The organism is Polyangiaceae bacterium (assembly GCA_016715885.1).
In the GTDB taxonomy this organism is placed as follows: Bacteria; Myxococcota_A; Polyangia; order Polyangiales; family Polyangiaceae; genus Polyangium.
Map to the genome: position 1 here is coordinate 66,822 of JADJXL010000012.1, position 24,990 is coordinate 91,811.

Annotated in this window: 21 protein-coding genes; 10 read left to right on the forward strand and 11 right to left on the reverse strand. The window is 61.2% G+C overall.

The features are described 5' to 3' along the window. Positions 1–166: 166 nt before the first annotated feature. A complete protein-coding gene (locus IPM54_13260; GenBank protein MBK9260773.1) occupies positions 167–583 on the forward strand; it encodes a YjbQ family protein in 417 nt (138 codons plus the stop codon). 9 nt (positions 584–592) lie between these two features. Here the strand turns inward: IPM54_13260 and IPM54_13265 are convergent, their stop codons facing one another. The 3 genes from IPM54_13265 to crtI are packed head-to-tail and all read right to left on the reverse strand — an operon-like array spanning position 593 to position 4,178. Further along, the gene (locus tag IPM54_13265) at positions 593–1,768 is read right to left on the reverse strand and encodes a glycosyltransferase (protein ID MBK9260774.1); all 1,176 of its coding nucleotides are present in this window, start codon (positions 1,766–1,768) and stop codon (positions 593–595) included. Positions 1,769–1,770: 2 nt separating this feature from the next. Further along, a complete protein-coding gene (locus IPM54_13270; protein ID MBK9260775.1) occupies positions 1,771–2,685 on the reverse strand; it encodes a carotenoid 1,2-hydratase in 915 nt (304 codons plus the stop codon). After that, positions 2,652–4,178 (reverse strand): phytoene desaturase, encoded by a 1,527-nt coding sequence (gene crtI / locus IPM54_13275; GenBank protein MBK9260776.1) that lies wholly within the window; start codon positions 4,176–4,178, stop codon positions 2,652–2,654. Before crtI ends, IPM54_13270 begins: the two co-directional genes overlap by 34 nt. A 104-nt stretch (positions 4,179–4,282) precedes the next feature. On the opposite strand from crtI, the gene IPM54_13280 reads away from it, so the two are divergent. Next, positions 4,283–5,173 carry a polyprenyl synthetase family protein gene (locus tag IPM54_13280; protein ID MBK9260777.1) on the forward strand — a complete coding sequence of 297 codons (891 nt, stop codon included), beginning with the start codon at positions 4,283–4,285 and terminating at the stop codon, positions 5,171–5,173. Here the strand turns inward: IPM54_13280 and IPM54_13285 are convergent, their stop codons facing one another. Both IPM54_13285 and IPM54_13290 read right to left on the reverse strand, forming a co-directional pair. Next, positions 5,174–6,799: a HAMP domain-containing histidine kinase gene (locus tag IPM54_13285; protein MBK9260778.1), complete on the reverse strand. Its 1,626-nt coding sequence runs from the start codon at positions 6,797–6,799 to the stop codon at positions 5,174–5,176. 8 nt (positions 6,800–6,807) lie between these two features. After that, positions 6,808–8,517 carry a GAF domain-containing protein gene (locus IPM54_13290; protein MBK9260779.1) on the reverse strand — a complete coding sequence of 570 codons (1,710 nt, stop codon included), beginning with the start codon at positions 8,515–8,517 and terminating at the stop codon, positions 6,808–6,810. A gap of 305 nt (positions 8,518–8,822) precedes the next feature. On the opposite strand from IPM54_13290, the gene IPM54_13295 reads away from it, so the two are divergent. From IPM54_13295 to IPM54_13315, 5 genes are all read left to right on the forward strand, one after another. Further along, a complete protein-coding gene (locus tag IPM54_13295) occupies positions 8,823–10,928 on the forward strand; it encodes a hypothetical protein (protein MBK9260780.1) in 2,106 nt (701 codons plus the stop codon). Between the two features lie 204 nt (positions 10,929–11,132). After that, on the forward strand, positions 11,133–13,205 hold the full coding sequence (locus IPM54_13300) for a hypothetical protein (GenBank protein MBK9260781.1): 2,073 nt from the start codon (positions 11,133–11,135) through the stop codon (positions 13,203–13,205). Positions 13,206–13,335: 130 nt separating this feature from the next. After that, positions 13,336–13,653, forward strand: coding sequence for an integration host factor subunit beta (locus IPM54_13305; protein ID MBK9260782.1), 318 nt, complete (start codon positions 13,336–13,338; stop codon positions 13,651–13,653). Positions 13,654–13,717: 64 nt separating this feature from the next. Next, positions 13,718–14,947, forward strand: coding sequence for a tyrosine--tRNA ligase (locus tag IPM54_13310; protein MBK9260783.1), 1,230 nt, complete (start codon positions 13,718–13,720; stop codon positions 14,945–14,947). Continuing rightward, positions 14,892–15,980 (forward strand): hypothetical protein, encoded by a 1,089-nt coding sequence (locus IPM54_13315; GenBank protein ID MBK9260784.1) that lies wholly within the window; start codon positions 14,892–14,894, stop codon positions 15,978–15,980. Before IPM54_13310 ends, IPM54_13315 begins: the two co-directional genes overlap by 56 nt. A gap of 176 nt (positions 15,981–16,156) precedes the next feature. On the opposite strand, the gene IPM54_13320 is transcribed toward IPM54_13315, so the two are convergent. Continuing rightward, positions 16,157–16,606: an XRE family transcriptional regulator gene (locus IPM54_13320; protein MBK9260785.1), complete on the reverse strand. Its 450-nt coding sequence runs from the start codon at positions 16,604–16,606 to the stop codon at positions 16,157–16,159. A gap of 106 nt (positions 16,607–16,712) precedes the next feature. Between IPM54_13320 and IPM54_13325 the strand changes: the two genes are divergently transcribed. Further along, positions 16,713–17,240 (forward strand): GNAT family N-acetyltransferase, encoded by a 528-nt coding sequence (locus IPM54_13325; GenBank protein MBK9260786.1) that lies wholly within the window; start codon positions 16,713–16,715, stop codon positions 17,238–17,240. Between the two features lie 30 nt (positions 17,241–17,270). Here the strand turns inward: IPM54_13325 and IPM54_13330 are convergent, their stop codons facing one another. Next, on the reverse strand, positions 17,271–18,050 hold the full coding sequence (locus IPM54_13330; protein MBK9260787.1) for an ATP-grasp domain-containing protein: 780 nt from the start codon (positions 18,048–18,050) through the stop codon (positions 17,271–17,273). Positions 18,051–18,237: 187 nt separating this feature from the next. Between IPM54_13330 and IPM54_13335 the strand changes: the two genes are divergently transcribed. Beyond that, positions 18,238–19,602, forward strand: a complete 1,365-nt coding sequence (locus IPM54_13335; GenBank protein ID MBK9260788.1) for a hypothetical protein — start codon at positions 18,238–18,240, stop codon at positions 19,600–19,602. Between the two features lie 123 nt (positions 19,603–19,725). Beyond that, the gene (locus IPM54_13340; GenBank protein MBK9260789.1) at positions 19,726–20,760 is read left to right on the forward strand and encodes an AraC family transcriptional regulator; all 1,035 of its coding nucleotides are present in this window, start codon (positions 19,726–19,728) and stop codon (positions 20,758–20,760) included. Between the two features lie 630 nt (positions 20,761–21,390). Here IPM54_13340 and IPM54_13345 read toward each other — a convergent pair. The 4 genes from IPM54_13345 to IPM54_13360 form a co-directional block, all read right to left on the reverse strand. After that, a complete protein-coding gene (locus IPM54_13345; GenBank protein ID MBK9260790.1) occupies positions 21,391–22,206 on the reverse strand; it encodes a hypothetical protein in 816 nt (271 codons plus the stop codon). 401 nt (positions 22,207–22,607) lie between these two features. Continuing rightward, the gene (locus IPM54_13350; protein MBK9260791.1) at positions 22,608–23,903 is read right to left on the reverse strand and encodes a tyrosine-type recombinase/integrase; all 1,296 of its coding nucleotides are present in this window, start codon (positions 23,901–23,903) and stop codon (positions 22,608–22,610) included. Between the two features lie 238 nt (positions 23,904–24,141). After that, the gene (locus IPM54_13355; GenBank protein ID MBK9260792.1) at positions 24,142–24,519 is read right to left on the reverse strand and encodes a helix-turn-helix domain-containing protein; all 378 of its coding nucleotides are present in this window, start codon (positions 24,517–24,519) and stop codon (positions 24,142–24,144) included. Beyond that, positions 24,506–24,754 (reverse strand): hypothetical protein, encoded by a 249-nt coding sequence (locus tag IPM54_13360; GenBank protein ID MBK9260793.1) that lies wholly within the window; start codon positions 24,752–24,754, stop codon positions 24,506–24,508. The genes IPM54_13355 and IPM54_13360 overlap by 14 nt, the downstream gene beginning before the upstream one ends. Positions 24,755–24,990: the final 236 nt, after the last annotated feature.

Below are 24,990 nucleotides of genomic sequence, written 5' to 3' on the forward strand. Positions count from 1 at the left end.
GGCAACTTATCCTCCGCGTTATCATCAGTGCGTCGGAAGCGGAATATTTTGTAAAATAAGTCACGTTGCAACGTCGAAACGGTACGATTGTTGCGGCGCGCGAGAAGCGTACAGCTTCATGAAATCATGATGCCCCTCCAATCTTTCTGCTACGGTCTCTGGCGCCATGAAAACCGCCACCGACTACCTCTATTTCGAAACCAAAAACCGCCGCGAGCTCGTCAATATCACCGACCGTGTCGCTGCATTCGTCCAATCGAGCGGCATACGAGAAGGCATGGTGCTCGTCTCCGCCATGCACATCACGGCCGGCGTGTTCGTGAACGACCACGAACCGGGCCTATGGGAAGATATTTGGCAATGGCTCGAGCATCTTGCTCCGAGGCGCGAGGACTACAAACACCATCGCACGGGCGAAGACAATGGCGATGCGCACCTGAAATCATTGCTCGTGCACCACGAAGTCATCGTGCCCATCACCAAGGGAAAACTCGATTTGGGTACGTGGCAACAAATATTTTACGCAGAATTCGACGGACAACGCCGAAAACGAATGATCCTGAAAGCCATGGGCACCGAATGAGCTTGGGGCTCAGGACGATTGTCGCAAGATCCCCGACCGGTCCACGACGAGCACGTGATTGCGCCACGTGACCGTGCGCGTGCGTAATGCATGGGCAAACGCGCACGCGAGGACCACGTCGGCCAAGACGGCATCGCGCAAAACGGCCCCGAGACGCACGGGACGCTTGGCAATGCGCGTGGAAAAAAACGCAATGAGCAACCGCGTCGTCAACGCAAGCGATGCCGCGAAGAGCCCAGGAATCGGCTCGAGCGGAGAATACCCCAACGATACGAAGACAATGGGCCACGTCGCGAAAAAGAGCCCCGGATAACTCCAGAGCAAAATCGATCGCTGCGCTCGAATCACGGTCAGCCAACGACCAAATCGAGACACGATGGCGCGCCACGACCTGCCCGAAGCAAGCGAACGCGCCAAAAGCGGCACCGATACGACATTTCCGCCATGATTGCGAATGCGCCGCGCGATTTCCATGTCCTCGCCAAGGTATTGAGCGAGCGACTCGAATCCGCCTATCGTGGCGAGTGCGTCTTTGCGAATGGCAAATAGTTTTCCCACGAGCCCGCGCGGGTCGAGGCGCGCGAGGATCGGAAACGAATGGAGCGACGCGCCGAGCACCGCGGCCGATGCTCGATCCCCCCATGTGCGCGGTTTTGCGTATTCGACCGGAGGTGCCCATGCTACCCACGCCGGGTTTTGGTCGACGATTGGGGCAACGAGAACATCGAGATCTACGTCCGCGAGATCGATATCGCTGTCGGCCACGATGATGACATCTGCGCCGTTCGCTACGGCCGCAAGTTGAGCGACTTTGCGATTCGGCCCGCCTCCTTGGGTGAATACGATCTCTGCTGCAATGCCAGCTCGCTCGAGCATTTCCACGGCCCTTCGAGCCGCGGGGACGGCGGTGTCACGAGCCGATTCGATGGCGAAACGACAGCGCACGTCGAACGTTCGCCTTGCATGTGCGAGCGATGCGAGCGCGCGTTCGAGCGCTGGCTCGTGCCCGGCGCAGGGCCTCACGACCAAAACGGACGGTTTTTCTGGGCCAATTTCTCGAGCCAGCTCGCCTCGACGTACCGCCCGGCCATACCAAATGGTTCGTCGCATCGCTTCCATGGACGTCCAAAACACGGACATGGACCAGATGACGAGCGCGAGACCGAAGGGAGACGGCGGGTTCATGGTCAGCGGGCTTCGCGACGCATGCGATATGGCAGCATGAACTGAACGATACGGCTTTTCCAGCGGTCGAGCGACAGAGATTCGTGGACGCCGCGGGCATATTGCCCCACGTACGAACCGACCACTTCCGAACGCGAATAAAACGGCGTATCTTCCAAAGTGCGGACCAAGCGGGCCGAAGAACGAGGGTCGACGCGCATCGACCGAGACAAACCCCAGCGCGTGCGGGCAAGGGATCGCTCGACGAGCGGTTCGACGCTATTGGTTTCGCCGTTCGCGTGAAATGCGTGCTGAATGATGTGGCGGCTGCCGCTGCGGCGAAACGCGTCGTAGGTGACGATCATGCGATCTTTGGTGGTGGTGCGGCACCAATTCCAACTGGAGAATCCGTCTTCGAGCGGTTCGCTGCCGGCATTGGTGTCGACGTACGCGAGGCCGTTCCAGCGAATGTTCCCAGGTCGTCGAAGCTCGACTTCGGCACGCGCAATGGGGGCGATGGGACCCCAACGGTGGCGACCTTTTTCATCCAAGACAAACGGTTTGTCCTCGCCGAGCGTGACGGGATGAATGCGGACCGTGCCTGAAATGCGTCCGGGAAGCGGCGCGGTTTTTTCTTCGAAACGAACGGTGAATACGTCGTTTTCCCACTCCATCGAGCTTGGGCCGATGACGAGCGCCGTGCGATAACGACGAACGTCCATACCGCCGCGTTCGGTAAATGCCCAAGCATTCCGTTTGGGACCGTAAACGGCGACGTTCATCGAGCAATGAGCGAGCGGATTTGTGCGCCCCTTGCGCCGAGACGCAGCATAGAAGGGGGAAAAGACGCTGCCCACGAGACCAATGATGGTCAAACCATGCTGCCCATCGTCGGAGAGAGCATCTAGATACCACCACGCATAACCGCTCGGCGCAATCGGCTCGTCGAAGCGAGGTCCTCTTCCACGGCTTTCGCGCACAGGCGCCCCGACAGCGCAGCCATCGGCACGCCAGCTCCCGGATGGGCTGCTCCCCCCGCCAAATAAAGCCCCGGCATTTTCGTCCGTGATGTCGCTCGATAAAATGGGGACGTCATTCCGTGCGAAACTGGTCCGTACAGCGCTCCCCCCGTCGCTGGAAACATCCGTTCGAATTCGATCGGTGTCGTCACGACGGGCGGCGCGGTAAAGTGGGGAAAGTCTAGACCCGCTCGTCGCAGGAGCGAAAAGGTTGCTGTTTCGCATCGCTCAATCTCCGAAAGTGTGGGGGTATTTCGATCGCCCGTGGCTGGGGCATTGACGAGACACAAGAAACGTTCCGGACCGGACGGGGCATTGCCCTGGTCGTCTCGGTCTTGCGCACAGACGTACACGGTGGGTTCGGACGGTAAAACTCGATCGTCGAATAGCTCGCTGAATTCCCTTGCGTAATCTTTGGAGAAAAAAACGTTGTGGCGGACGAGCGGGTAATTGCCTTTGGGATCGGCCACGAACGTCCACGTCATTGCAGAAAGCGACCTCGGCGCAGGAGCTGGTACGGCGCGTTTGGCGGAGTCACCGAAATACCCTTGCGCGATGGCCGCTGGATCGCCATTACACACGACGACGTCGGCATGCAGCACTTCACTCGAAGACAAACGCACACCGGACGCTCGTCCGCTGGAGACGACGATGGAGTCGACATGCTCGCCACAACGAATGGTCACGCCCAGGCGTTCGGCAAGACGCACCAAAGCTTCCGCGACGCGGTACATGCCGCCTTCGACGAGGTATACGCCGTCCCGTTCGACGTGCGCGATGACGTTGAGCGATGCTGGAGCCAAATACGGCGACGAGCCGCAATACGTTGCATAACGACCAAAAAGCTGCAAAAGTCGCGGGTCTTTGAAAAATTCACGCAGCGCATTCCACAACGTGCGATGCCCATCGATCCGCATCACGCCTTGCAGACCGAGCGTGCCGAACGCCGTCATGGCCGACGCCAAACTCGGCCTTTCCGAAAGCAAAAATGGTTTTTTGACAGTGTCGTAAATGTCCTGAGCATATTTACAAAATTTGCGATACCCGTCCGCTTCGGCTCTGCCGGCAAATGCTGCAATCGCATCGGCCGACCTTTCGATTTCCGCAAAAAGATCGAGCTTTTGTTCTGGGCCCCAAGCATGACGCGCAAGCAAGTCCGCGCGCTGCAACGTCAAATCTCGATCGAGCGATCCTCCCGCCGCGCTCCAGATTTCATCGAGCACCCATCGCATCGTCATGACCGTGGGACCCGCGTCGATGCCTCGACCGTCCACTGTAATCTGACGCATCTTGCCGCCTACCCGAGCGGCACGTTCGAGCACGACGACATCCATGCCCCGCCGAGCAAGCTCGACGGCCGAAACCAGCCCCCCCACGCCGGCTCCCACCACAACCGCTCTGCTCGTCCGCATCGACATGACGACCAAGCTAACACGTTCGGATGAGTTGTCTAGTGTTTGTTCATGGATTTGAAAACGCTTGACAAAGCATGAACAACATGCGAACATGCCGGAGCATGGACATATCGGACCGCATCGAGCGTGCGTTGCGCGCTGCTCTTGATCCCCTGTGCGCCCCTGGCGCACCTCCGCGTCTCGTGGCCGCCGTGTATCACTCGGTGTTTCCCGCTGGTGGTCGTGTTCGTCCGGAGCTGTGCATTCGCGTAGCGATGGCGTGTGACGAGGACCAGCCTGAGCTGACCGATGGTGTGGCTGCTGCGATCGAGCTTTTGCATTGTGCATCGCTCGTGCACGATGATTTGCCCTGTTTCGATGCAGCCACGACGCGTCGAGGGCAACCTTCGACACACCGTGCATTTGGTGAACCATTGGCGGTGCTCGCGGGTGACGAACTGATCATCGTAGCATTCGAGACGCTGGCATCGTCGGCGGTAGCTGCGCCTCATCGCCTTGGGCGGCTCGTGAAGACGCTTGGGCGAGGCGTGGGTGTGCCGGGGGGAATCGTCGCGGGGCAGGGGTGGGAGAGTGAGCCAGCGATTCCGGCGACGCTTTATCGGCGCATGAAAACGGGGGCGCTTTTCGAGGCGGCAGCGGTGGGCGGAGCGCTCGCGGCCGGTGTGGGAGAAGACACGGAGGCGTGGCGCGGATTCGGTCAAAGGATTGGAGAAGCCTATCAGGTGGCCGATGATGTGCTCGATGTGCTGAGCACGTCGGCGAATGCGGGAAAGCCGGTGGGCCGCGACGAAGCGCTCGGAAGGCCCAACGTGGTGTCCGATATGGGGCTCGGGGCGTCGACGCGTCTATTCGATCAGCTCGTGGAAGCGGCGATCGATTCGATACCGCGCTGCGCTGGGCGAGACGGCTTGTGTGCTTGGACAAACCACATGGTCGACCGCATTCGCCGGCGCACGCACGTGTCGTATTCGCAGACGCACGCACATCCGTAATTACGCGACTTCCGGTGCGTTTCCTTCGGTGGCGACCGCTTGATCCGCCGCGCGTTGCGGTTCGCCCCTCAAGACGGGGATCTTCAGGACAAACATGCTGCCGCGATGATCCTCGGTGATGGGACTCATCACCGAAATCGATCCGCCATGGCTCTCCGCAATGTGTTTGACGAGCGCCAAACCAATGCCGCTACCACGTACGCGATGTTCGCCCGCACGACGTCCGCGGACGAACCGCTCGAAGATGCGATCCTGCTCGTCCGCGTCGATGCCCGGTCCACGATCGCTCACGCGTACCACGACAAACTCGCCCTGACGTTCGCACGCGACGTCGACTCGCCCGCCATCCTTGGCGTACTTGAAGGCATTGTCGAGCAAGTTGATGATCGCCAGCTCCACCGCGCGCGCATCGATCATCGCGAGCGGCAAGTCGTCGGACGGCCCCATGTGCACCGCGATCCCGTCTCGCTCGGCGCGATACCGATACACGTCGACGGCTCGCGCAACGACCTCGTCGAGGCGTCCCGGGGCAAACTCGTACGCAGCCTTTCCGCGCTCGACCTTGGCGAAGTCGAGGACGTTTTCGATGAGCGCCGTGAGCCGCTCGCTCTCGCTCACGATGATCTGCAAATATTGTCGGCGCTTGTCATCGCTTGGAACACGATCGGCCAGCAGAATTTCCCCGAACATGCGCACCAGCGCGAGCGGCGTTTTGAGCTCGTGCGATACGTTCGCGACGAAGTCGCTCTTCAGCGCTGCAAGACGCCGTTCTTTGATGGACGCCAAGACGACGATCGCGACACCCACGAGCACGACGACGGCTGCAAACGCCACCATGCCGAGCTCGAGCAGGCGTTGCCGTTCGACCTTGTCTTCCAGGTCTTCGGCGGTCGTGAGCGCAATCTGCACGCGCCAGTTGTAGAGGGTCGTCGGGAACGGGCGGCCCACGGTGAATTCGCCGCCTTTGATGGGCGGCCCGAAGACGATGCGGCCCTCTTCGTCGATGACGTTCATGCGGCTGTTGCCGCGGTCGAGGTCGCCGTAGAGGCGCGGGAAAACGTCGTGCACGAGGCGTGGAACGTCGTGCCAAGCCACGATGAGGTACCGGCGCGACAGATAGGTGCGCTGCCAGTAGCTGATCAGAATGCTCTGCTGATCGATGACTTGATGCAGATGCCGCAGCTCGTCCGTGTCGCCGGCGAAGTTGAGGTGAGGGAAGAGTCGGCCATGCAAGAGGCGGCGAAACGTGTCGTCTTCGCGACCTGGCGCGCGCGATGCGAACGCAACGACATCGTGATCGTTGTGGGTCATGTCGAGCACGAGGATCGCGCGAACCGTCGGCGTTTCACGCTTTGCCGTCGGCAGCCACCGTCGCTCGATGTTGGTCAGACTCGACAGATCCACGTGGGCCGCGACGACGTTGTCCTGCGCGATGATGAGTTTGTCCAAACGATCGACCCGTTCGTCCGCGAGCGTGAGCGTCGCGTCGAAGACGGTTTGTTGACGGGCCTTTTCGATTTGGAGCGTGGTGCGTAGAGCGATGTATCCAAGCACCAAGACGGACAGGACGATCGACGGAACGATCGCGAAGTAGAGCAGCCGCTCGCGCAGTCTGCGGCGAGCCATGCGATCCGCTACGTGGCGATCCGTTTCGCACCGGCGAGGATGCGATCGGAATCGAGGATCACGCCGTTGGTCGCGATGAATTCGGCGAGTTGCTGGCCGATGTACGTCAGGCCGTTGTTTTCGATGGTGCCGAATCGGCCGCCGGATTTCGGATTGAGGATCTCGATGAGTCCGTAGGGTTTGCCCGAAGCCATGACGGGAGCGACGACGATGCTCTTGGGCTCGACGCCCATGGTCTTCCAGCGGGCCTCGTTCGCTCGGGGATCACGCGTCGCATCGGGGATCACGACGGCACGTTGGCTGCGCAGAGCAGCTTGGGCAAGTCCTTGTTTGTCGGAGATGCGCGACAGAAGCTGATCGGTTTTTCCGCCGGTTTGTCGCACCAGAACGAGCTCGCGTTTGTCCGCGTCGTGCAGCCAAACCAGCACCACCTCGCTGGGGAATTTTTCGCCCACGAGTGTCACGACGAAGTCGGCACCTTCGAGCGCGTCGCGCATGAAATGCAGATCCGTCACGGCACCCGAAAGCTCGGCCATGACTTCATCGGTGCTCTTGATGCGTGCGGGAGGGACGGAGGCTTTGGGAGGCGCGGGCGTGGACGCTCTGGGAGGTGCGGGCGTCGACGCTCGGAGCGCAGGAGAAGATGGCCTCGTTGCAGGCGCGGGTATTCGAGGAGCAACCGGCGCCGATGGTTTGGCGGCCGGCACGACCCTGGCTGGAATCGGTGTGGCCGAGACCCTCGCAGGCGGCGGCGTGGATGCCGGTCGAACTGGCTGCGGAGCTACTTTTTCCTGCGTTTCCTTGGGCTGTTCACCTTCGGGCCGCGACGGGAACACGACTTCCGGTTCGCCGCGCCAATCTCGCCACTTCAGCGTTGCGATCGGCTTGCGTTGCGGGCGTCCCTGGTACGCATGGTCGAAGACCGCCATCTGCACGAGCTTGCCCTGCACGTCGCCGAGGCCTTTGGCGACGTTGTCGAGGCGGTCGAGCAGCAGCGTCTTGGCGGCATCCTCGTTCGTGCCTTCCGCGACGACATAGACAAACTCGCGGTACGTCAGAGGCGAGCTCGCCGTCGCGTTTTCCTCGCGGCTCGAGTGCACCTTGTGTGTGACGATCGAGGGGGATGAAGCACGCGTAGCGGGCGGAGCGGGAGTCGACGTGACAGGGCTGGGTGATGCTCCAGCAGCCGCGAGCATGCCGGGCACGGTGGGCTTTCGAATGGGCGCTGCAGCGGCAGGCATTCCCTGCACCGTGGCCTTTTTCGGCGGAAGAGGCCGAGCAGGTGCAGGTGCAGTTGCAGGTGCAGGTGCAGGTGTTTCGCCACCGGGACGAATGGCCGCGGAGCCCGTCGATCCGAACGGCGACGTTTGCATCGGAGCGCGAACGTTCGGTTTCTCCGGAGCGGGCGCACCGGGTTTGTCCTCGGCGAGTGGCTCGGGTTTGGCCACGGGCGCTGCGGGCGCGGCGCTCGGCATCGACGTCGTGAGCGGTGCGTCGTCAGGTGCTTTGCGTACAAAGTATCGCTGCCGAGTTGCTGGATCGACGGCGCGATAGCCCTCGTCGAGCAGCTCGATGGAGAAATTGCTGAGCGGCCCCTCGTCGCCACGAAGAGCACGCGCTTTTTGCAGCGCGGGTTGCCACTGAGGCGCCTCGACACACAACTTCACGGGAGGTTCGGCGGAGGCCCCGAGCGACGAGATTTCAACGAACCAACGCATCAGTCGTCCATTCGGCGTCTGCGTCTCGATGAGCGACGCATGAACGCGCCCGATATTTACAGGGGCTCATCCGGGCGGTCAACGCGATCATCCATGCATTTTCACCGCCAAGTGCCGATTCTCGTGCGATGCGCTCGACCCGTCGGCGGTGAACGAAGTGCGGGATCGTGTAAAAGAACATCGTGTCTGATCATTCGGACAGCCTCGCCGATTCGGCCAAACCCGAGCCCTCTCCGGACAGCGCTGCGCCAAACAGTGAGAAGAGCGCTGCGCCAAACAGTGGTGCCGCAAGGTCACCTACGTTCATGGAGGCGCTCGTCGAACGTTGGCCTGCGATCGATCGCAGGCTTTTCCCCGCATTTGCCATCGGATGCACTATCTATTCGGCCACCACCTTTTACGGCTACATGCACGTGCAGACGCGCGGCGAGTGGTCCGCACCGCTCGATGACGTGTTCATCCACTTCGACTACGCCCGAGCCGCGGCGCGCGGGTTTCCTTTCGAGTGGTCCGAAGGAAACGGTTTTTCGAGCGGCAACACGAGCTTGCTCTACCCGTTTGTCTTGGCCATCGGTTACTTGGCTGGGTTTCGCAGCTCGAACCTGATGGTGTGGGCGGCGCTGGTCGCGGTCCTCTCCATGGTGCTGTTTTTCGTGGCCCTTGGGCGCGTCATCGACCCGCTGAGCCGCGCAGCAAAGTACCTCGTGCCGCCGGCTGTTTTGTCCATGGGAGCGCTTGCGTGGTCGCTCTGGAGCGGCATGGAGAACGCCTTTCATCTCGGCATGTGGGCGCTCATGCTCGTGCCCACGTTCGAGTTGACGCGGCAATCTTCGGACCTGCGCGCGATGCGTCGTTATGCGTGGGTTGCGGGGTTCGCCGGGGCGCTCTTGCTGTGGACGCGACCCGAATCCGTCGTGTGCATCGCCGCCTTTGCCATTTATGCCGCGCTCTATGTGTGGCGAACGTTTGGCCTGCGGGATGCCGTGCCCACGCTGCTGCGCGTGGGTTTGCCCGGGGCCATCGCGCTGGGCATGCAATCGATCGCGAATCGAGCATTCACGGGCGAATGGACGGCAGCAGGGGCGCTCGTGAAGCTGGCGATCAACCACCCGTACATGACGGCGCAGCAGAAGTTCGACCAGTGGCGAGACCTTTTCGAATACGTGATCCGGCGAAACACCGAGCACCACTTCGCAGACGCCCGGCCCTGGGGTTATCTGGTGCCGCTCGTGGCGCTCGTGCCGCTTGCATCCCGTAAAACACGTGCTTTCGCCGTAGTGCTTTGGGCACAAATCATCGGTTGGTCCGTGCTCGTCGCGCTGAACGGCCAAGTTCGTTGGCAAAACGAGAGGTACACGATGAGCGCCGTCGCGTGGCTCTTCGTGCTCGCTGCAACGGGAATCGGTGTTCTGATCGCCCCCGCGCTTCGACAAAGCAAGGCGGCTCGTGCGACGTGGGCCGTGCGCGTCGCGATCGCGTGCGCAGCGATGGGGGTTTACTGGCAACACCAAGTGCCCAAGATGCGCGACCAAATTTGGTTCTTCGGCCGCGCGAGTCGCAACATTCGCGACCAGCACATCATCGCGGGCAAAGTGCTTGCCGAACGCAAAGCGAGGCGCGTGCTCGTGGGCGACGCCGGCGCGCTCATCTACGCATCCGATAGGCCGGGACTCGATCTCATCGGCTTGGGCGGCTACCACGACCTACCGTTCGCCCGCGCAGGTACGCATGGACTCGGAGCATCCATCGAGCTCATCGAGCGAATTCCGCCCGAGGATCGACCCGACTACATGGCGCTGTACCCGACCTGGTGGGGCGACCTTCCGCCCATGTTCGGCAAGCGGCTCGTGGGTATTCCCGTCGTGGGAAACGTGATTTGCGGTGGTGCAGAAAAGGTCTTGTACAAGGCGGATTGGAGCGCCCTCGATCGCGCGGGCACCCCGCGATCGCTTCGCGATGGAGAACGTGTCGTCGACGAGCTCGACGTTGCAGATCTCGTGAGCGAAAAGGCGCATCAGTACAACATGCCCAAGCCTGGGATGGGGTTTGTCGTGCATCGTTTGCTGCCCGAGCCTGGGAGTCGCCGGCGTGAAATGTTCGACGCGGGGCGCATCATTCCGGGCGGCCAAGCGGAAACGGCCACGTTTGTCGTTCCAAGCCGCGCCGGACGACTCATCGTGCGCGTTGTTCCTGCCAAACCCGTTGCTGCGGACGTGCACATCGACGGCAAACTCGCGGGACGCCTCACGGCGCCGGCATCCGCGACGTGGTCCGAGGTCAGCATGGACTTGCCCGCAGACCTGCCTGCTCGGTTCACGCTGTCCCTCACGCCCGTCGAAGGGGAGTGGGTGACGTATCACGTGTGGGTCGTATCGACTCGGGGCGAAAAGCTCGCGCAACCGGGCGGATGATCGCCCGTGCAATTCGGTTTTCCTCGTGAAACTGTCCAGATCTTCGCGCTGATCCTGGGCATTGGAGCATTTTTCGGGGCCGCTCGCATCGTGCTGCCTCACCCCCCAACCCCCTCTCCGCAAGCGGAGAGGGGGAGAAGGCCTCACCCCCCGGCCCCCTCTCCACTACGCGGAGAGGGGGAGAGAAACGGCGCCTTCCTTGGCGTGTGCGCGCTCGTCGCCGCTGCGCTGTCGGCCGCTTACGTCGCGCTTTACCTGCGCGGAGGCCCGCGCATCATCGATGCGACGAGCTACTTCCTCGAAGCACGCGCCCTCGCGGAAGGACACCTCGCGTTTCGCCTGGACGAACCCGTCGCCTCGACGCTCGGCCGCTTCCTCGTGCGCACCGACGGCGCCGACGGCTCGCACGCGGCCGTCATCTTCCCGCCCGGGTATCCTGCGCTGCTTGCCCTCGGGTTTGTCCTCGGACACCCGCTCGTCATCGGACCGCTCCTCGCCGCGGGCATCACCTGCACCACCTGGGCGCTTGCTCGAGCCGTCTCCCCTGGGGAAACCTCGTCCACCCCCTCCATCCCGCGCCTCGCCGCCCTCTTCTCCGTCGCGTGCGCGGCCCTTCGCTATCACACCGCCGACACCATGTCGCACGGCCTGTCGGCCCTGTGCTTCTCCGGCGCGCTCGTCTTCGCGCTCAGCGCAGCGCGCGCCATCCACGACCACCGTAGTGCTACCTGGCCCAGCATCGCCGCCGGCCTCTTTGCTGGATGGCTCGCAGCTACCCGTCCCGTGTCCGCGCTGGCCTTGGGCATCACGCTCGCCGCCGTGCTCGCCTCCGCTTGCCGAGCGCACCCGCGTGCAACCTTGCGCCTCTTCGCATCGGCGCTTCTCGGCAGCTTGCCCGGCCTCGCGCTGCTCGTTGCGCACCAACATGCCGCGACCGGCGCGTTCTTCGCATCGTCGCAAACCGCCTACTACGCCGTTTCGGACGGTCCTCCAGACTGTTTCCGTTACGGATTCGGCGCTGGCATCGGCTGCATCGGAGAACACGGCGAGTTCGTCCAGCGAAACCTAACGCACGGCTACGGCGCCTTCGCCGCAGCAGCGACCACCCTGCGACGCCTCAAGCAACACCTCGTCGATGCAGGCAACTCCGAGCCCTTCACGCTCGTCGTGCTTGCCGGCGCAGTCATCGCCTTTCGTGACCCGCGCCTGCGTTTTCTGCCCATCGGCGTGCTTGCGCAAATTGCCGTGTACGTTCCGTTCTACTTCGACGGCAACTACCCCGGCGGAGGCGCCCGCTTTTATGCAGACGTCTTGCCGCTCGAACACGTGCTCGCTGCGATTGCCGTCGCGCGCTTTCCCCCCCTCTCCACTGTGTGGAGAGGGGGCCGGGGGGTGAGGCCTTCTCCCCCTCTCCACTTGTGGAGAGGGGGCCGGGGGGTGAGGCCCTCCGCTGTCCTTGCCCTCGTACCACTCGGTTTCGCCTTTCGCGCCGGCTTCGACCACGCCGCCTTGCGAGATCGCGACGGAGGCCGCCCCATGTTCGAGCCTTCCCGGCTGCCTAACGTCGAAGCCCCAGCGCTCCTCTTCGTCGACACCGATCACGGCTTCAACCTTGCCTTCGACCCGGACAAACACGGACAAGCTTCGACGTCAAACAGTTTGACGTCCAATCCATGGCACGTGGCTCGTCTCCGCGGCGACGCCCTCGACCTCATGACGTGGCAAAAGCACGGCAAACCGGCCGCGTATCGCTACCTTTTTCCTTTGGGCGTGGACCATCCCGACGTGCGCGTCGTTCCTTACGACATCGCTTCGTCCACGACGCTCGGCATCGAAGCGGAAAACCTGTGGCCACCCATCGCGCAAGATCAAGGCTACGCGCTCGCTTCATGGCCCAACGCACCGTGCGCATCTGCAAGGCGTTGGCTCGTCGTCACGCCGGTAAGCTCTGACAAACCCGCATCCATCACGCTCGCGCTTCCCGCGCCTTTTCTTGCGGGCCGTCGTATCGCCGCGCGCATCGGCTTCGAAGCAGCCGCTTCAGCATCCGTATCGTGGGTCGTGGATGGACAGACCGTGCACTCGACCCGCGTTTCTGCGGCAGATCAGAGTGAACGTGAACATTCCTCGTCGGCTCGTTGCGTGACGTTGCCTGCATTCGAAGTTCCCGAAGTTGCTCGTACGTTATCCATCATTGTGCTGAGAGATGCGGGGCTCCCTGCAGATGCCCTCGTGGCGCTCGATCGCATCGACATCGAAGAGCCGAAAAGGCGTTGACCCTGGACGTGAACGCGTGGGACGCTGGTCCGAATTTTCGGGGGCTGAATCGAGCTTTGTGGGGGCGAAGGCTCGAGTTTTTCCCTTGAGACGTTCGTGAGGTCTACAAGGGGCACAAAGGGGTGCAGGGATGACGAAAAGCGAGCTCATCGACGCGATCGCGGGACGTGGCGAACTCACCAAAGCCCGAGCCGAGCTCGTGGTGAACACGGTGTTCGATGCGATGATCGAAGCGCTCGAGCAGGGCGAAGGCATCGAGATCCGCGGCTTCGGCAGCTTCACGATGCGTCCGTACAAACCCTATAGCGGACGCAATCCGCGCACGGGCCAAGCCGTATCCGTTCCGGCCAAACGACTGCCGTTCTTCAAGGTCGGCAAGGAGCTCAAAGAGCTCGTCAACCAGAGCCGAGCCTTCGCCATCTCCGGCGGCAAAGACGACGACGAGTGATCCAAATCGTCGCGTAGTCCCACCCATGCTTGCGCTTGGCGCAGCGTTCGACAAAGTCTCCGCCATGCTTTCTGCCGAGCGCCAAATCGAGATCCTTGGTCGAGGTGTCGTGGACTTTCATGTCCGTGCGGACCTCGTCGAGCGGCTTTCGGAAAATCGACCCCTGCGCATCAAAGCCGGCTTCGATCCCACGAGGCCGGATCTGCACATCGGGCACACCGTGCTCATGCAGAAAATGCGAGCTTTCCAAGAGCTCGGGCACCAAGTCATTTTCCTCGTCGGAGACTTCACCGCGATGGTTGGAGATCCAACGGGTAAGAGCGAATCGCGCCCGCGCCTCACCCGCGAAGAAGTCATGGCGGCGGCCGAGACGTACCAGGCGCAAGCGTTCAAGGTGCTCGACAAAGATCGAACCGAAGTTCGTTACAACTCCGAATGGCTCGGCAAGCTGTCACCGACGGACATGATCGAGCTTTGCGCCAAGTACACCGTTGCCCGCATGCTCGAACGCGACGACTTTTCCAAGCGCTTTCACGGCCAAGTCCCCATCCACGTCCACGAATTCCTCTACCCGCTTTTGCAAGCCTACGACTCCGTCGTCCTCGAATGCGACGTCGAGCTTGGCGGCACCGATCAGCTCTTCAATTTGCTCGTCGGCCGCGACCTCATGCCCCGTTACGGCAAGCGTGCGCAGATCGTCATGACCACGCCGATCCTCGAAGGAACCAACGCGCGCTTCGAGAACGGCAAAGTCGTCGGCGCCAAGATGTCGAAGAGCGCAAACAACTACGTCGGCATCGATGAACCTCCGTTCGAGATGCTGCAAAAGCTCATGCTCGTCGATGATCAAGTCATCTGGCGGTACATGGACCTCTTGTCGGCACGATCGAACGAAGAGATCGCAGCGCTGCGCAGCGACGTCGCCGCGGGAACGAAGAACATCATCGATGTGAAGGAAACGTTCGCGAAGGAGATCGTCACGCGGTTTCATTCGAGCGAAGCGGCCGATGCAGCGCTCGAACGAAGGCGCAGTGTCGCGGCAGGGGGCCTACCGGAAAACATCGAAGAGATTGCTGTCAAAGCCGACGGAGATACGCTCGGCCTCGCCAAGGCATTGTCTTTGTCGGGGCTCGTGAAGTCGACGAGTGAAGGCTTCAGGCTCATCAAGGGCGGCGCGGTGCACATCGACGGCGAGGTGGTACGCGACGAGCAAGCGAAGCTCGAACGGGGCCGGAGGTATCTTGTTCGCGTTGGATCGAAGAACCGCAAGTTCGCCCATCTCGTCCTCGGCTGAAGAACGCGTAGATCGGCGCTTTTTCCTCACGGCGGCCCTCTCCGTGTTCGCGTCTGCTTTGTTTGGTTGTTCTGGCGCACCGGGCGCGACGGTCACGAGGCCGCCGCCTCAGCCTCCAAAACCGCTCGCAATTCCATCGCTCGACGTGCTCGTTCCATTGCCCGGATTGCGCTGGCTCGTCGTTGCTCGTCCGCGCGAGATCGCCTCGATCGCATGGCTCGAGCCGTCCATTGCCATGTTGATCGACAAGGCGCGTCTCGATCGATTCGCGCAGCTCATGGGCTTCGATCTGCGTGCCGTTCCTGAAGCTTCATGGGCGGCGTATCGCAACGAAGCCGAAGCAGACGACATATCGTTGCAGCTCGTACGGCACGCGACGGATCCGCTCGTTGTCGAACGATTGTTTCGCGATCGTTTGAGCTCCGACGTTTTGCGAGCTGTCGATGATCCGCGCGTCGTGCGAGCGAGTGGTCGTATTGGCAAGACAGTGCACGCGTTTGCGGCGATAGGGCGAGACGTCGTGTGTTTTCAGCAGGAGGGTTCGGCGGATCGCGGGCCGTGTCGCGTGGTCACGCTGTTGGCGCTCGGCAAGTTGAAGCGCACGAGGCGTGTGTTCGATGACGAAGCGCTTCATGTGCTTGCCAAGCGATTGGAATCGGCTCCGCTGCGAGCGTTTGCACCGGGGCCTTTCGAGGGGGAACTGGCGCGAGGAGCACGCGGTCTTTTGGCGGCGGCGACGGCGGTGGGGGCGGCGGCGCGCCCGACGCGGCGGGAGAGCGTGCTCATCGAGATGGTGGTAGCGGGGGATTTCAGTAAGAGTGGTGACGAGGCATCGCGCAGGCTTGCTGCGAGCTGGGAGGATGTTGCATCGCGTCCGTTTGGTCATTTGCTTGGCCTGGATGCGCCGTTATCGCCGGCGGTTGCGTCGCATATGCCGGATGTCGTGACGCTGGTCGTCGAATTGGATCCGCGCAAGCTGGCGAAGGGATTGGCGGACGCGACGTCGAATCAGATTCGCGACATCATGCGTTGAGGTGGGTCGATGCATTCAATGCATTGGCGTGTGTCGATCTGACCGCGGGTGCGTTGGGCCATTGCATTGGGTATTGATGACCATGGGCGCAATGCGCCGGCATTTCAGGAGCCCGAGGTATTCGTGCACGGCATATCCATAGCTGCGTTTTTCGCCGAGGGAGTACGCGGCGCGAATCAGGCCACTCGTCGTCGATTCGTGGCCGTGACTTTGACAACGAGACCTGCGCGTCCGAGCATCGAGATCAGCGTGTCCACGCTGAATCGCTCGATCTTTCCATGTACGAGATCGCTTATGCGAGGCTGCGTGACGCCGAGCAACGTGGCCGCGGCTGCTTGTGTCAGACCTCTATCTTCGATGATCTTTCGAAGACGAATCATGAGGTCAGCGCGAATTCGCAGGTTCTCCGCCTCCTGCTGAGGGAAACCCAGGTCCTCGAACACATTGCCCGTCGACCTGCGTCGCGCGTCTGCCGGGAAGGCACGGAGATCCTCGAGCGAGGATCCCGTCAAGACGAACGGTTTGTCCTTCACTGCCGCTTCGTATACACCTATTTGTAGGCTCCTGCAAGGATCTGCGCGTGGGAGAAATACTTGCCGCGACACCGGGAACGTTATCGAAGACATTCCCGAGACGTCAGAGAATGTCGCGTGACGAACTGCGCACCTTGACCACCGCTGCCGCCTCGGGCATGCTCGCTCCTCGAAGTCCTGGAATGGAGCTCGAAACGCCATGAACGACACCGAGACGCGAGCGGATTGGCAACCCATTTTGCGGGGCCCGACACTTCATGCCACGCCCCTCCGCGAAGATGATTTCGACGCCCTGTTCGCAGCGGCGTCGGATCCGGACATTTGGGCGCAGCATCCGGTAGATCGATACACGCGGCCCTTGTTCACGCTTTTCTTCAAGACTGGCATCGAATCCGGGGGCGCGCTGGTCGTGCGGGACAATGCGACCGGCGCCGTCATCGGTTCCTCCCGCTATGTCAATCACGACCCCGTACAAAGGCGCGTGGAAATCGGATACACCTTTTTGACACGCGCTCACTGGGGCAATGGCAGCAATCGGGAACTCAAGCAGCTCATGGTCGAACATGCATTTCGTTTCGTGGACGTCGTGGAATTCGTCGTCGGGGTGACCAACTTCAGGTCGCGAGCCGCCATGGAAAAACTCGGCGCCAAACTCGTCCGAACCATTCGGGAAGTCGAGCCCGAGGGGGACCTGCGCGAATCCGTCGTTTATGAGATAGCCAAGTAGAAATGGGTGACCGCGCCAAGAGCCTCGTCTTCATCGCACCCATTTCGCATCGGCTGCCGTAACATGATTACGCGCCACGGCGGCTCGACGGAGGACCGAAAGCACGCCTCGCGGATCCGCCCCGCAGAGCCCCGAAGCCCAGGCCGGGTTTGCTTCGACAACCCCCCAACCTCGACCCACCATGTGTCCGACATCCACGACGACGGCGGGAGGCAACTCGACATCCGGATCGGCAAGCAGTGCCGTCATCGATTGCGTGGCTGCATCGATTTCGTCTTCGCTTGCCGTCCAATCGCCACCGGCGTCTCGTGCGATTGCACCACCGCGAATGTACGGCGAAAATGCAGCAATGGACCGTTCGACGACGAAAAACCGGAATTCGATGTCGAATACCACGGGCTCACTCACGAGCACGGGCAAATCTCGATCGATCATCGGATCCGGATCGATGGCCGCGCCTCGTTCGTACACACGCGCCGGGAAACACTTCTCGTCCGTGGGCTTGACGAAAACGCGCTCGGACAACTGCACGGCTTCCTCGAGCGTCATCAGTCGAATGTCGCGCAGGCGATATCGAGCCGGCAGGCGAGGGAGCCAATCGGAGGTGGGTTCGAGGAGAGCAATGCCAAGATCTGCGGCGATGGCATCCGCCAAGAGCGTTTCCCCGTAAAAGACGGGTTCGCGCGTGGCAAGACCTTCGGGGCATTGAAACGAATGCAGCCGCTCGACATCCCAGCCGGAGGCAAGCGCGGCAGCGAACAGCGCATTCGAATCGGAACTGTAGCGGTGTGAAAGGACGAGGGTAGGCATGGGATTGGTCACGTTTCGAGGGTTATGCCGAAGTTCACGCAGGAAGCGCGAAAGACGTAGCACAACACCGAGCGGGCGTTGATTGGCAAACGACGGGCCGACGCGACACGATTGGCGCCAGAAGTCAGTTATCTGGCGTTTGGGGTCGCTGTAAATCCGAACGCGCTGTTTCATCATGGCATGCATCATGTCAAGAGACACCATTACCAATCAGCCCATTCGGTCGTTCCCTTCTCACCGCACGCTTCGTTTCCAAGGGGCCCCCATCGATGCTCGGGCTATCCGGCACCGCCCGCCGCGCGCCGTTACGAGCGAGGAAGGGGAGGTCCTCACGCTGCTCACCCGTACGCTGCGCGAGCTGATGCAGCAGAGCGATCTCGAGGCCGGGGATATCCTCCTTCGCTGCGATCAATACGAGGCGAGCGCGCTTGGCGAATACGTTCCCGAGGTTGGCTGCGACCCGATCGCCATCACGCTCCGCGCATGCGCAACCAGGAAGGGCCGCAGCGACCCGCACTGGCAGACCGCGGTACGAGCCGCAGTCCGAGCCGCCTCTGCATCGAGCGACACGATCGATCTCGGCGGGCTCGCACGGACGTGCGATGCACTTCGGGTCACGCTAATCCGGAATGAGCACGTTGACACGGCGGACCGCCATACGCTCTCACGCGCGCAGGAGCTCGGCCTCCTATCAGGTGCGGCGGGACTCGCTCGTTACCGCGCAAGCCGCTTCTCCGAGCTGACCGCAACCGCCTACCCAAACGCCTCGGCCGACGTACTTCAGATCGCCAACGATTGGCACTATTGGTTGTGGAGCTTCGACGATCGCACCGATGTCCGCGGTGGTGATCTGGCCACCGATCTCGCACGGCACGAGCGCGTCGTCTCGTCCCTGCTCGAGCTCCTTGCCGGGCGCGATGTGTCGACGACGGCGGAGGCGACCGATCCCAATGTGCGCTTCCTCGCACTGATCCTCGCCGAATTGCAGGCCGTTGCACCGGCCGGTTGCGTGGATCGCTTCCGCGGGGCCGTCCGCGAGTATCTGCTGCGCGGTTCGTTACCGGGCGCACGCAACTGGGCAACCGACCACACCCCGGATCCTGAAACTTTTCTGGCTCAGCGGATCCACGAGGGCGCCTACAATACCGTCCTGCCGTTCATCGAGCTCGCGGTTGGCAGCGCGACGGAGGACGATGTCGTAACGAGCGCCGAGGCCCGCCGCGCGGCCCTGCTTTCCAATCTGATCGTCGTGGTCAGCAATGATATTTTTTCATACGAGAAGGAAGTTCAGCAGGAGGGGAACCCGAACAATTTGCTGCATGCGGTCATGACGCACGAGCACCGGAGCTTGCGCGGCGGTTATTTGCGCGCTGTCGCCCTCGTCGAGGAGTGGACCGGGGAGCTTTTGGCCATCGATGCGCGCGCCGAGGGAGCCCTGCGACGGTACATTCGCGGCAGCTACACGTGGATCGTGGCCAGCTACCACTGGCATTTCCTCACGGGGCGCTATGCCTCCAAGACGTCGCCCTTCACGGAGCTGCGCCGATCCTAGGAAAAGAATGGGGTGAGCTCGCCTCGACCCGATCAGCAATCCCCATATCATTCGATTCGGAAACGATCCTTTGGTCGGTTTTTACGACTATGATTGCCGGAAAATTTCTGGCATGCTCGGCTCGTGGGGTCGGGAGAGCCGTACATCATTGCGTCGATCACGCAGGGCCTCATCCTTGGCGGGATGCGCGTGGGGCTGGATCCGCGCGATATGCTGAAGCACGCGGGGCTCGATGTGGACGTGCTCGAAGACGGCGATGCGCTCGTGCACTTCGAACGCCAGATCGAAGTCTCGCGCATGTTATTTATGCATCAGCCGAAATTCAATACGTGTTTGCGCGTGGGTAAGCATTTCGTGCCCAGGCGCTATGGTGTCATCGGTAACATGTTGCAGCATGGTACCACCTTCGGACAGGCCTTGGTCGACTTCGGCAAGTTTCAGCATTTGGCTACCAATTTCATCGTGCGGCACATATCGCACGTGCCGGAAGGAATGCGGATAACGGTCCAAACGCATCCGATGGTCGAAAAACATCAGCGCTATTGGGGCCCATCCGGGATGCACGAGACGTCACTGGCGTCATCCGTCGCGCTCGGACGGCAACTCACCGGAAAGCACATCAAGCCTCTTCGCGTGTCATTTCGACACATACCGATTGGGGATCGAGACGAGCACGAAGAATTTTTCGGCGTGCCTGTCAACTTCGGTTCGCTCGTCGATGAGATCGTTTTCGACCAGGAGACGCTCGATACGCCGCTGCTTCATACGAACCACGTCATGTACCGTCGAGCGCTCGACTTGGTTCTTGCGAAAGTCGACCCGACCGCAAACTTGCGACCGACAGGCGCCACGGTGCGGCAGCGTTTGATGCACACGCTCCACGATGGCATTCCCAAGATATCTGCGGTGGCGCGCAGCATGGGCATGTCGACGCGTACGCTTCAGCGCCGGCTGGTGAGCGAGGGGACGAGCTTCGAGGGCGTGCTCGAGCAAATTCGGCGCGAGATGGTGCTGAACTATGTCGTCGATGCATCGGTATCAACCTATGAGATTGCGGGGCTCGTCGGGTTTGGGGAGCCGAGTCCATTTTTTCGGGCGTTCCGACGCTGGTTCGGGTGCACGCCGAAAGAATGGCGTCGTAAACACGGGATCGCCTGATTGATGACCAAAGGCAAAGGCGCTGCGTTGCACCTCGCCCACAATCGACATGGATTTCTCCCCGAACGTTGGCATTTCAATTCAGCCTTTCGGCTCGATCATCGAGAATCGCAAGAGGTGCGCGCGGGCCAGGTCGAATCGCGTGCAGCCCGTCGAATGGCCTGAGCGATTCGGGCAGGATTGGCGCGAGCGGGCTTTTCCGCACGAGGACCACCTTCGCGCAAGAGAGCGCCGCTGGGGCAGCTCTCGTTGCCATTTGCGAAGATGCGTCGAGTGTGAGAGCCGATGCCCTGCGCCGAAGTCATTGCGTGCGCAGGTAAGTGAACCCGCGTCAGGGGCAGCTCGGCGAACGGCAGATTCGGTTTCGTGTTTTCCGCGTCAATGATGAACGCGTGATTCTTGAAAGAGAACCGCCGCGGGTGGATCCGCAGCATCGGGCTCGAGCTGGACGTTCGCAGGACGGAGGCGATGCTGTAGGCGTGGCCGTGCGGAATATCGCGCTCGCTCGCTGGCTGACGAGGCGGCTGCAGCCGCGTTGATCGTGGAGCCAGTCCTCTTGGAGGGGATGATGGCCCCTCTTTTCATCCACCCACCACCGGCATACGGTGAGGCTCCGCTGTCGCCGAGGAGTCAGCTCGAGGTGCCCCGCGTGGGTGCAGGCGGCGGCAAAGGCGTCGCTTCGATCTTTTCGATCAGCTTTCGGGCGTCATCGGCACCATGCAAGTAGATGGCTTCCTGCTGCCACGCACGAAGGATCGCTCGATCCGAGAATGCCGCGAGATGCTGTCGAAAGGCGACGTCCAGCGTTCCGAGCCACCGTATCAATACTTGGGTAATCGTTTCCGTGTACGCGCGTACTTCACCGCGCGCTTCACCCGCCAGCTCACCTTCGGCAAAGATGCTCTTGTACAACGTGCTTTCCATGAGTCGCCTCTTCTGAAGATAGGCCCGAAGCAGATGCACGGCAACATCTTCCGCTTCAGCAACGAACCACAACACCGCAAGATGATCGGCCCGCTCGCTCGATGTTCGGTCCGTGCGAGCTTCGATCGCGTCACGAGCCTTCTCGACGGCCGCGCCTGTCGCTCCGTCCCGGGTAAGTGCCACGAGCGGCCAAAGCGCAGGCGGCGCACGTGCCAGAAAATCCTGCCACCCCATGGCTCGCAAATTGATCCGTACGTACGTCGAACAGCAACCCGTGCCGTAGTTCAAAGAAAGTTTTTCCGTCAGCGTCCCGTCGCAATCGCCGTACAAGTCCCAAACGTGAGACTCCACGAGGCATTCTTCTCGACGATATAGGCGGATCTGAGCTTCGGCGACATCGACGGCCAGGTCCTTGGTGCCTGATGCCGTCGATGAAACTCGACGTGCGCAACCATTTTGTTTGCCATGCCGATATACGAGGTAACTACCATCGACGTCGCGCCCGCGCGCGAGGAAGCGCACTTTCGCTCGGTGCCACGATCACCACCGCATCGTCGCCAAACCCGAAACGCAGAAAATCCGCCGGCTCTTGATGAAGAAGGTATTTGAGCGAATGATCAAAGGAGTCCATACGTTTGTCTCGACTTGCCCGGAGGTAGCGCAGACAAACGCCACGGTCAAACGCATGGCGGAAAAAACGACATGCTCGTCGTGAAGCACGAGATGCATGCGGTACATGCATCCGGTCACGGACCAGCTTGGAGACGGCGTATACACAGCCGAGCGGCGTGACCGAAATGCTGGTGACGAAGGCGGTAGCGAGCCGAAACCTAGCTGATACGGTAAGCTTTCCTTCCACAATTAGATTCACCGAAACGGCGTCTTGACGGCCGCTCCTCGAGCCGTCCAGCCTCGCACAGAGCTCACGGGAAAGTGGTTGGCACCTTGTCGTCAAGCGAAAAACCAGCCGCTAGAGCGGGAGCCGTAAAAATGTTCGACCAAATCCCCGACCCTTTCCCCCCGCCATCATCACCGCTCGGGTTGCTCGTGCTCGTGCCGAGTAGGCATGACGGCAACGCTGGGAAGGGTTCTCCGATTCGTCCACGCAAAGCATCAGCGCGACGAAGGTAGACTTGCGTGGTCGCGAATTCGCGGTGTCCAACGCGTTCCATGATCGTCGTGACCGGATCGCCACGCATTGCCATCCACGTGCAAGCCGTGCTCCTGCAATCATGCATCCGGATCGGTATGTGCTGGTCATCGTCAAGGAATAGATCCGCTCGCGTGATACCAGCGATTTGCAAGTAATGGCGAAATCGAGCGGCAAGGATTGCGCTCGACATACGCGGGAAAACTCGCCCGTCGTCTTGGCGTTCGGCATGCATTACGCGAAGCAAGGGCAATAGCTCAGGCTCTATCGCGAACAGTCGCACCCTACCGGCCTTCGTCGACTTTTCTTGCTTTCGTTCCTGGTCAAACCCGCGCGCGATCCGGATCGTCCCGTGCTCCAAATCGATATCTGTCCAGCGAAGGACAAGGATTTCGGCCGCTCGCGAGTAGAGGTAAATCGCTATCGCGTAGAGACGTCGTGCATCCTGGGGCACTTGCTCGCACGTCATGAGGCGCAAGAATTCGTTTGGCCATAAAAACGCCTTGGCCTTTTCCTCGCCTGCATCGGGGGGCGCTACGTCGTGCGTCGGGTTGTCCTTCCGAACGCGTAACGCAAGGTTTTTCGACGTGCACGCCTGAGCGAATAGAGCGTGGATCAAATTCCACGATCGACGCGCGCTACGCCATGCCCATTCACCGCGCGCGGTTTTATTGTCGAAATGCTGGACGAGTTTTTCTATGTCCTCGCGGGTAACGTCTGCGATCAGCTTTTCTCCGATATGGGGGCAAACGTGTTTTTCGAGAAAACGCTGATCGCCCTGTACCGCGGCAAGCCCGCGACGGTCTCGATCCTCGTAATACCTCACGACGTAATGCGCGAACGTTTCGCCCTTCGGAATGGGGGCGATATTCGCTTTTTCGTTTTTCTGCGCTTCGAGTTTGGCGCGGGCTAGCTCGGGGTTTTCCGCGTAAAACGCAGCGTTCTCTCTTGCTTTCGCTTCGGACAATCCCGGCGGAAGGTGGATCCGCTCGCGCTTTCCGTCGAGCTGAACGCGCGCAACGAAATGATCCCCTTCGCGGATGACGTTGCCTGTAGCTTTACGCGGCATGACGAATCACCTCCGCGCAAGCTGCAAAAATGACGCTGGATCTTGGCCAAAATACGACTATGGAAGGGCTCACGGTAGAACCTCGCTCAGTACGGGGTTTTGCCTAGCCGTCCGTGGAGTTGTGCAAGCTCCATGGGCGGCGCCTTTTCAGGCTCACCACCCAACGGATCACGCTTTCCCCGCGGCGTCAAGTCTTTTGCGCGAGGGCCGAACGCACACGACCCTTGCGCGAGATCCGCTACTTGCCCCGTCGAGAGGGCAAAGCTCCCTTCATCGAAAGCTCGTGAAGCTCGGCCGGTGACAAGTCGTTCAAGTCGACCGGGGGCGCGACTACGGGCGCACGGGGGGCGCGTGGCTTGGCGCCTTGCTGGCGTTCCATGTACGCGTGGACGTCGCTTGCGAGGGCTCGAATTCGCTTGCCCACTTTGAACGAAGGGAACGCACGTTCCTTGGCGAGACGCAAGAATGCCGTTTTGCCCATGGGCGCATCTTTCGCGTCGTAGTAGCGCGGTCCTTCGCTCCCCTTGGCGTGCTTTGCAAGCTCGTCGCGCATGACCGAGACGAGAGCTTTGGCAAGCGGACGAAGGGCATCTTCCAAGGGGTCATTCGTGGCCATGGTCGGTCCCCTTCGATGCGTCGGAAGTGTCGACGGGCGCGAGCTTGCGACGAGCACAAGCTTCGTCATAGTCCGTGACCATTTGCGTCCATGTCCGCTCGGCAAGCTCGATGCGTTCTCGTTTGCGTGCGTGAACCGTTTTGCCGTCCAGGTACTTTTGGACGGTGCGTGGTTCGACGTCGGCGATTCCCGCCAGGATGTGCGCGCGTTGCGTTTTGCTGAATTCCCACTGCATGCGCGAACAGATAGAACCGCGCAAAAAAACCGACAACGCGTCTGCCGAAAGGTAACCGGTTCGCTCGCAGGTAACCGGTTGTCGATTACATTTGGCGCTTGATTTGCGGCCCGGATAACGTCAACCGGTTACTCGCGAGGTTTCGCGTTTTTGACAGAAGCTTTCTTTTGCTTCGTGCAAGCCTTTTTAATGCGGTCTTTGAGCACGTCAATCTTGATTTCGTGAATGCCGGGAAT

Bases quoted from the DNA above. Each gene is read 5' to 3' on its own strand.
- IPM54_13260 (MBK9260773.1), top strand. From the start codon at position 167: ATGAAAACCGCCACCGACTACCTCTATTTCGAAACCAAAAACCGCCGC.
- IPM54_13265 (MBK9260774.1), bottom strand. From the start codon at position 1,768: ATGAACCCGCCGTCTCCCTTCGGTCTCGCGCTCGTCATCTGGTCCATG.
- crtI (MBK9260776.1), bottom strand. From the start codon at position 4,178: ATGCGGACGAGCAGAGCGGTTGTGGTGGGAGCCGGCGTGGGGGGGCTG.
- IPM54_13280 (MBK9260777.1), top strand. From the start codon at position 4,283: ATGGACATATCGGACCGCATCGAGCGTGCGTTGCGCGCTGCTCTTGAT.
- IPM54_13285 (MBK9260778.1), bottom strand. From the start codon at position 6,799: ATGGCTCGCCGCAGACTGCGCGAGCGGCTGCTCTACTTCGCGATCGTT.
- IPM54_13290 (MBK9260779.1), bottom strand. From the start codon at position 8,517: ATGCGTTGGTTCGTTGAAATCTCGTCGCTCGGGGCCTCCGCCGAACCT.
- IPM54_13295 (MBK9260780.1), top strand. From the start codon at position 8,823: ATGGAGGCGCTCGTCGAACGTTGGCCTGCGATCGATCGCAGGCTTTTC.
- IPM54_13305 (MBK9260782.1), top strand. From the start codon at position 13,336: ATGACGAAAAGCGAGCTCATCGACGCGATCGCGGGACGTGGCGAACTC.
- IPM54_13310 (MBK9260783.1), top strand. From the start codon at position 13,718: ATGCTTTCTGCCGAGCGCCAAATCGAGATCCTTGGTCGAGGTGTCGTG.
- IPM54_13320 (MBK9260785.1), bottom strand. From the start codon at position 16,606: ATGTCTTCGATAACGTTCCCGGTGTCGCGGCAAGTATTTCTCCCACGC.
- IPM54_13325 (MBK9260786.1), top strand. From the start codon at position 16,713: ATGAACGACACCGAGACGCGAGCGGATTGGCAACCCATTTTGCGGGGC.
- IPM54_13330 (MBK9260787.1), bottom strand. From the start codon at position 18,050: ATGCCTACCCTCGTCCTTTCACACCGCTACAGTTCCGATTCGAATGCG.
- IPM54_13335 (MBK9260788.1), top strand. From the start codon at position 18,238: ATGTCAAGAGACACCATTACCAATCAGCCCATTCGGTCGTTCCCTTCT.
- IPM54_13350 (MBK9260791.1), bottom strand. From the start codon at position 23,903: ATGCCGCGTAAAGCTACAGGCAACGTCATCCGCGAAGGGGATCATTTC.
- IPM54_13355 (MBK9260792.1), bottom strand. From the start codon at position 24,519: ATGGCCACGAATGACCCCTTGGAAGATGCCCTTCGTCCGCTTGCCAAA.
- IPM54_13360 (MBK9260793.1), bottom strand. From the start codon at position 24,754: ATGCAGTGGGAATTCAGCAAAACGCAACGCGCGCACATCCTGGCGGGA.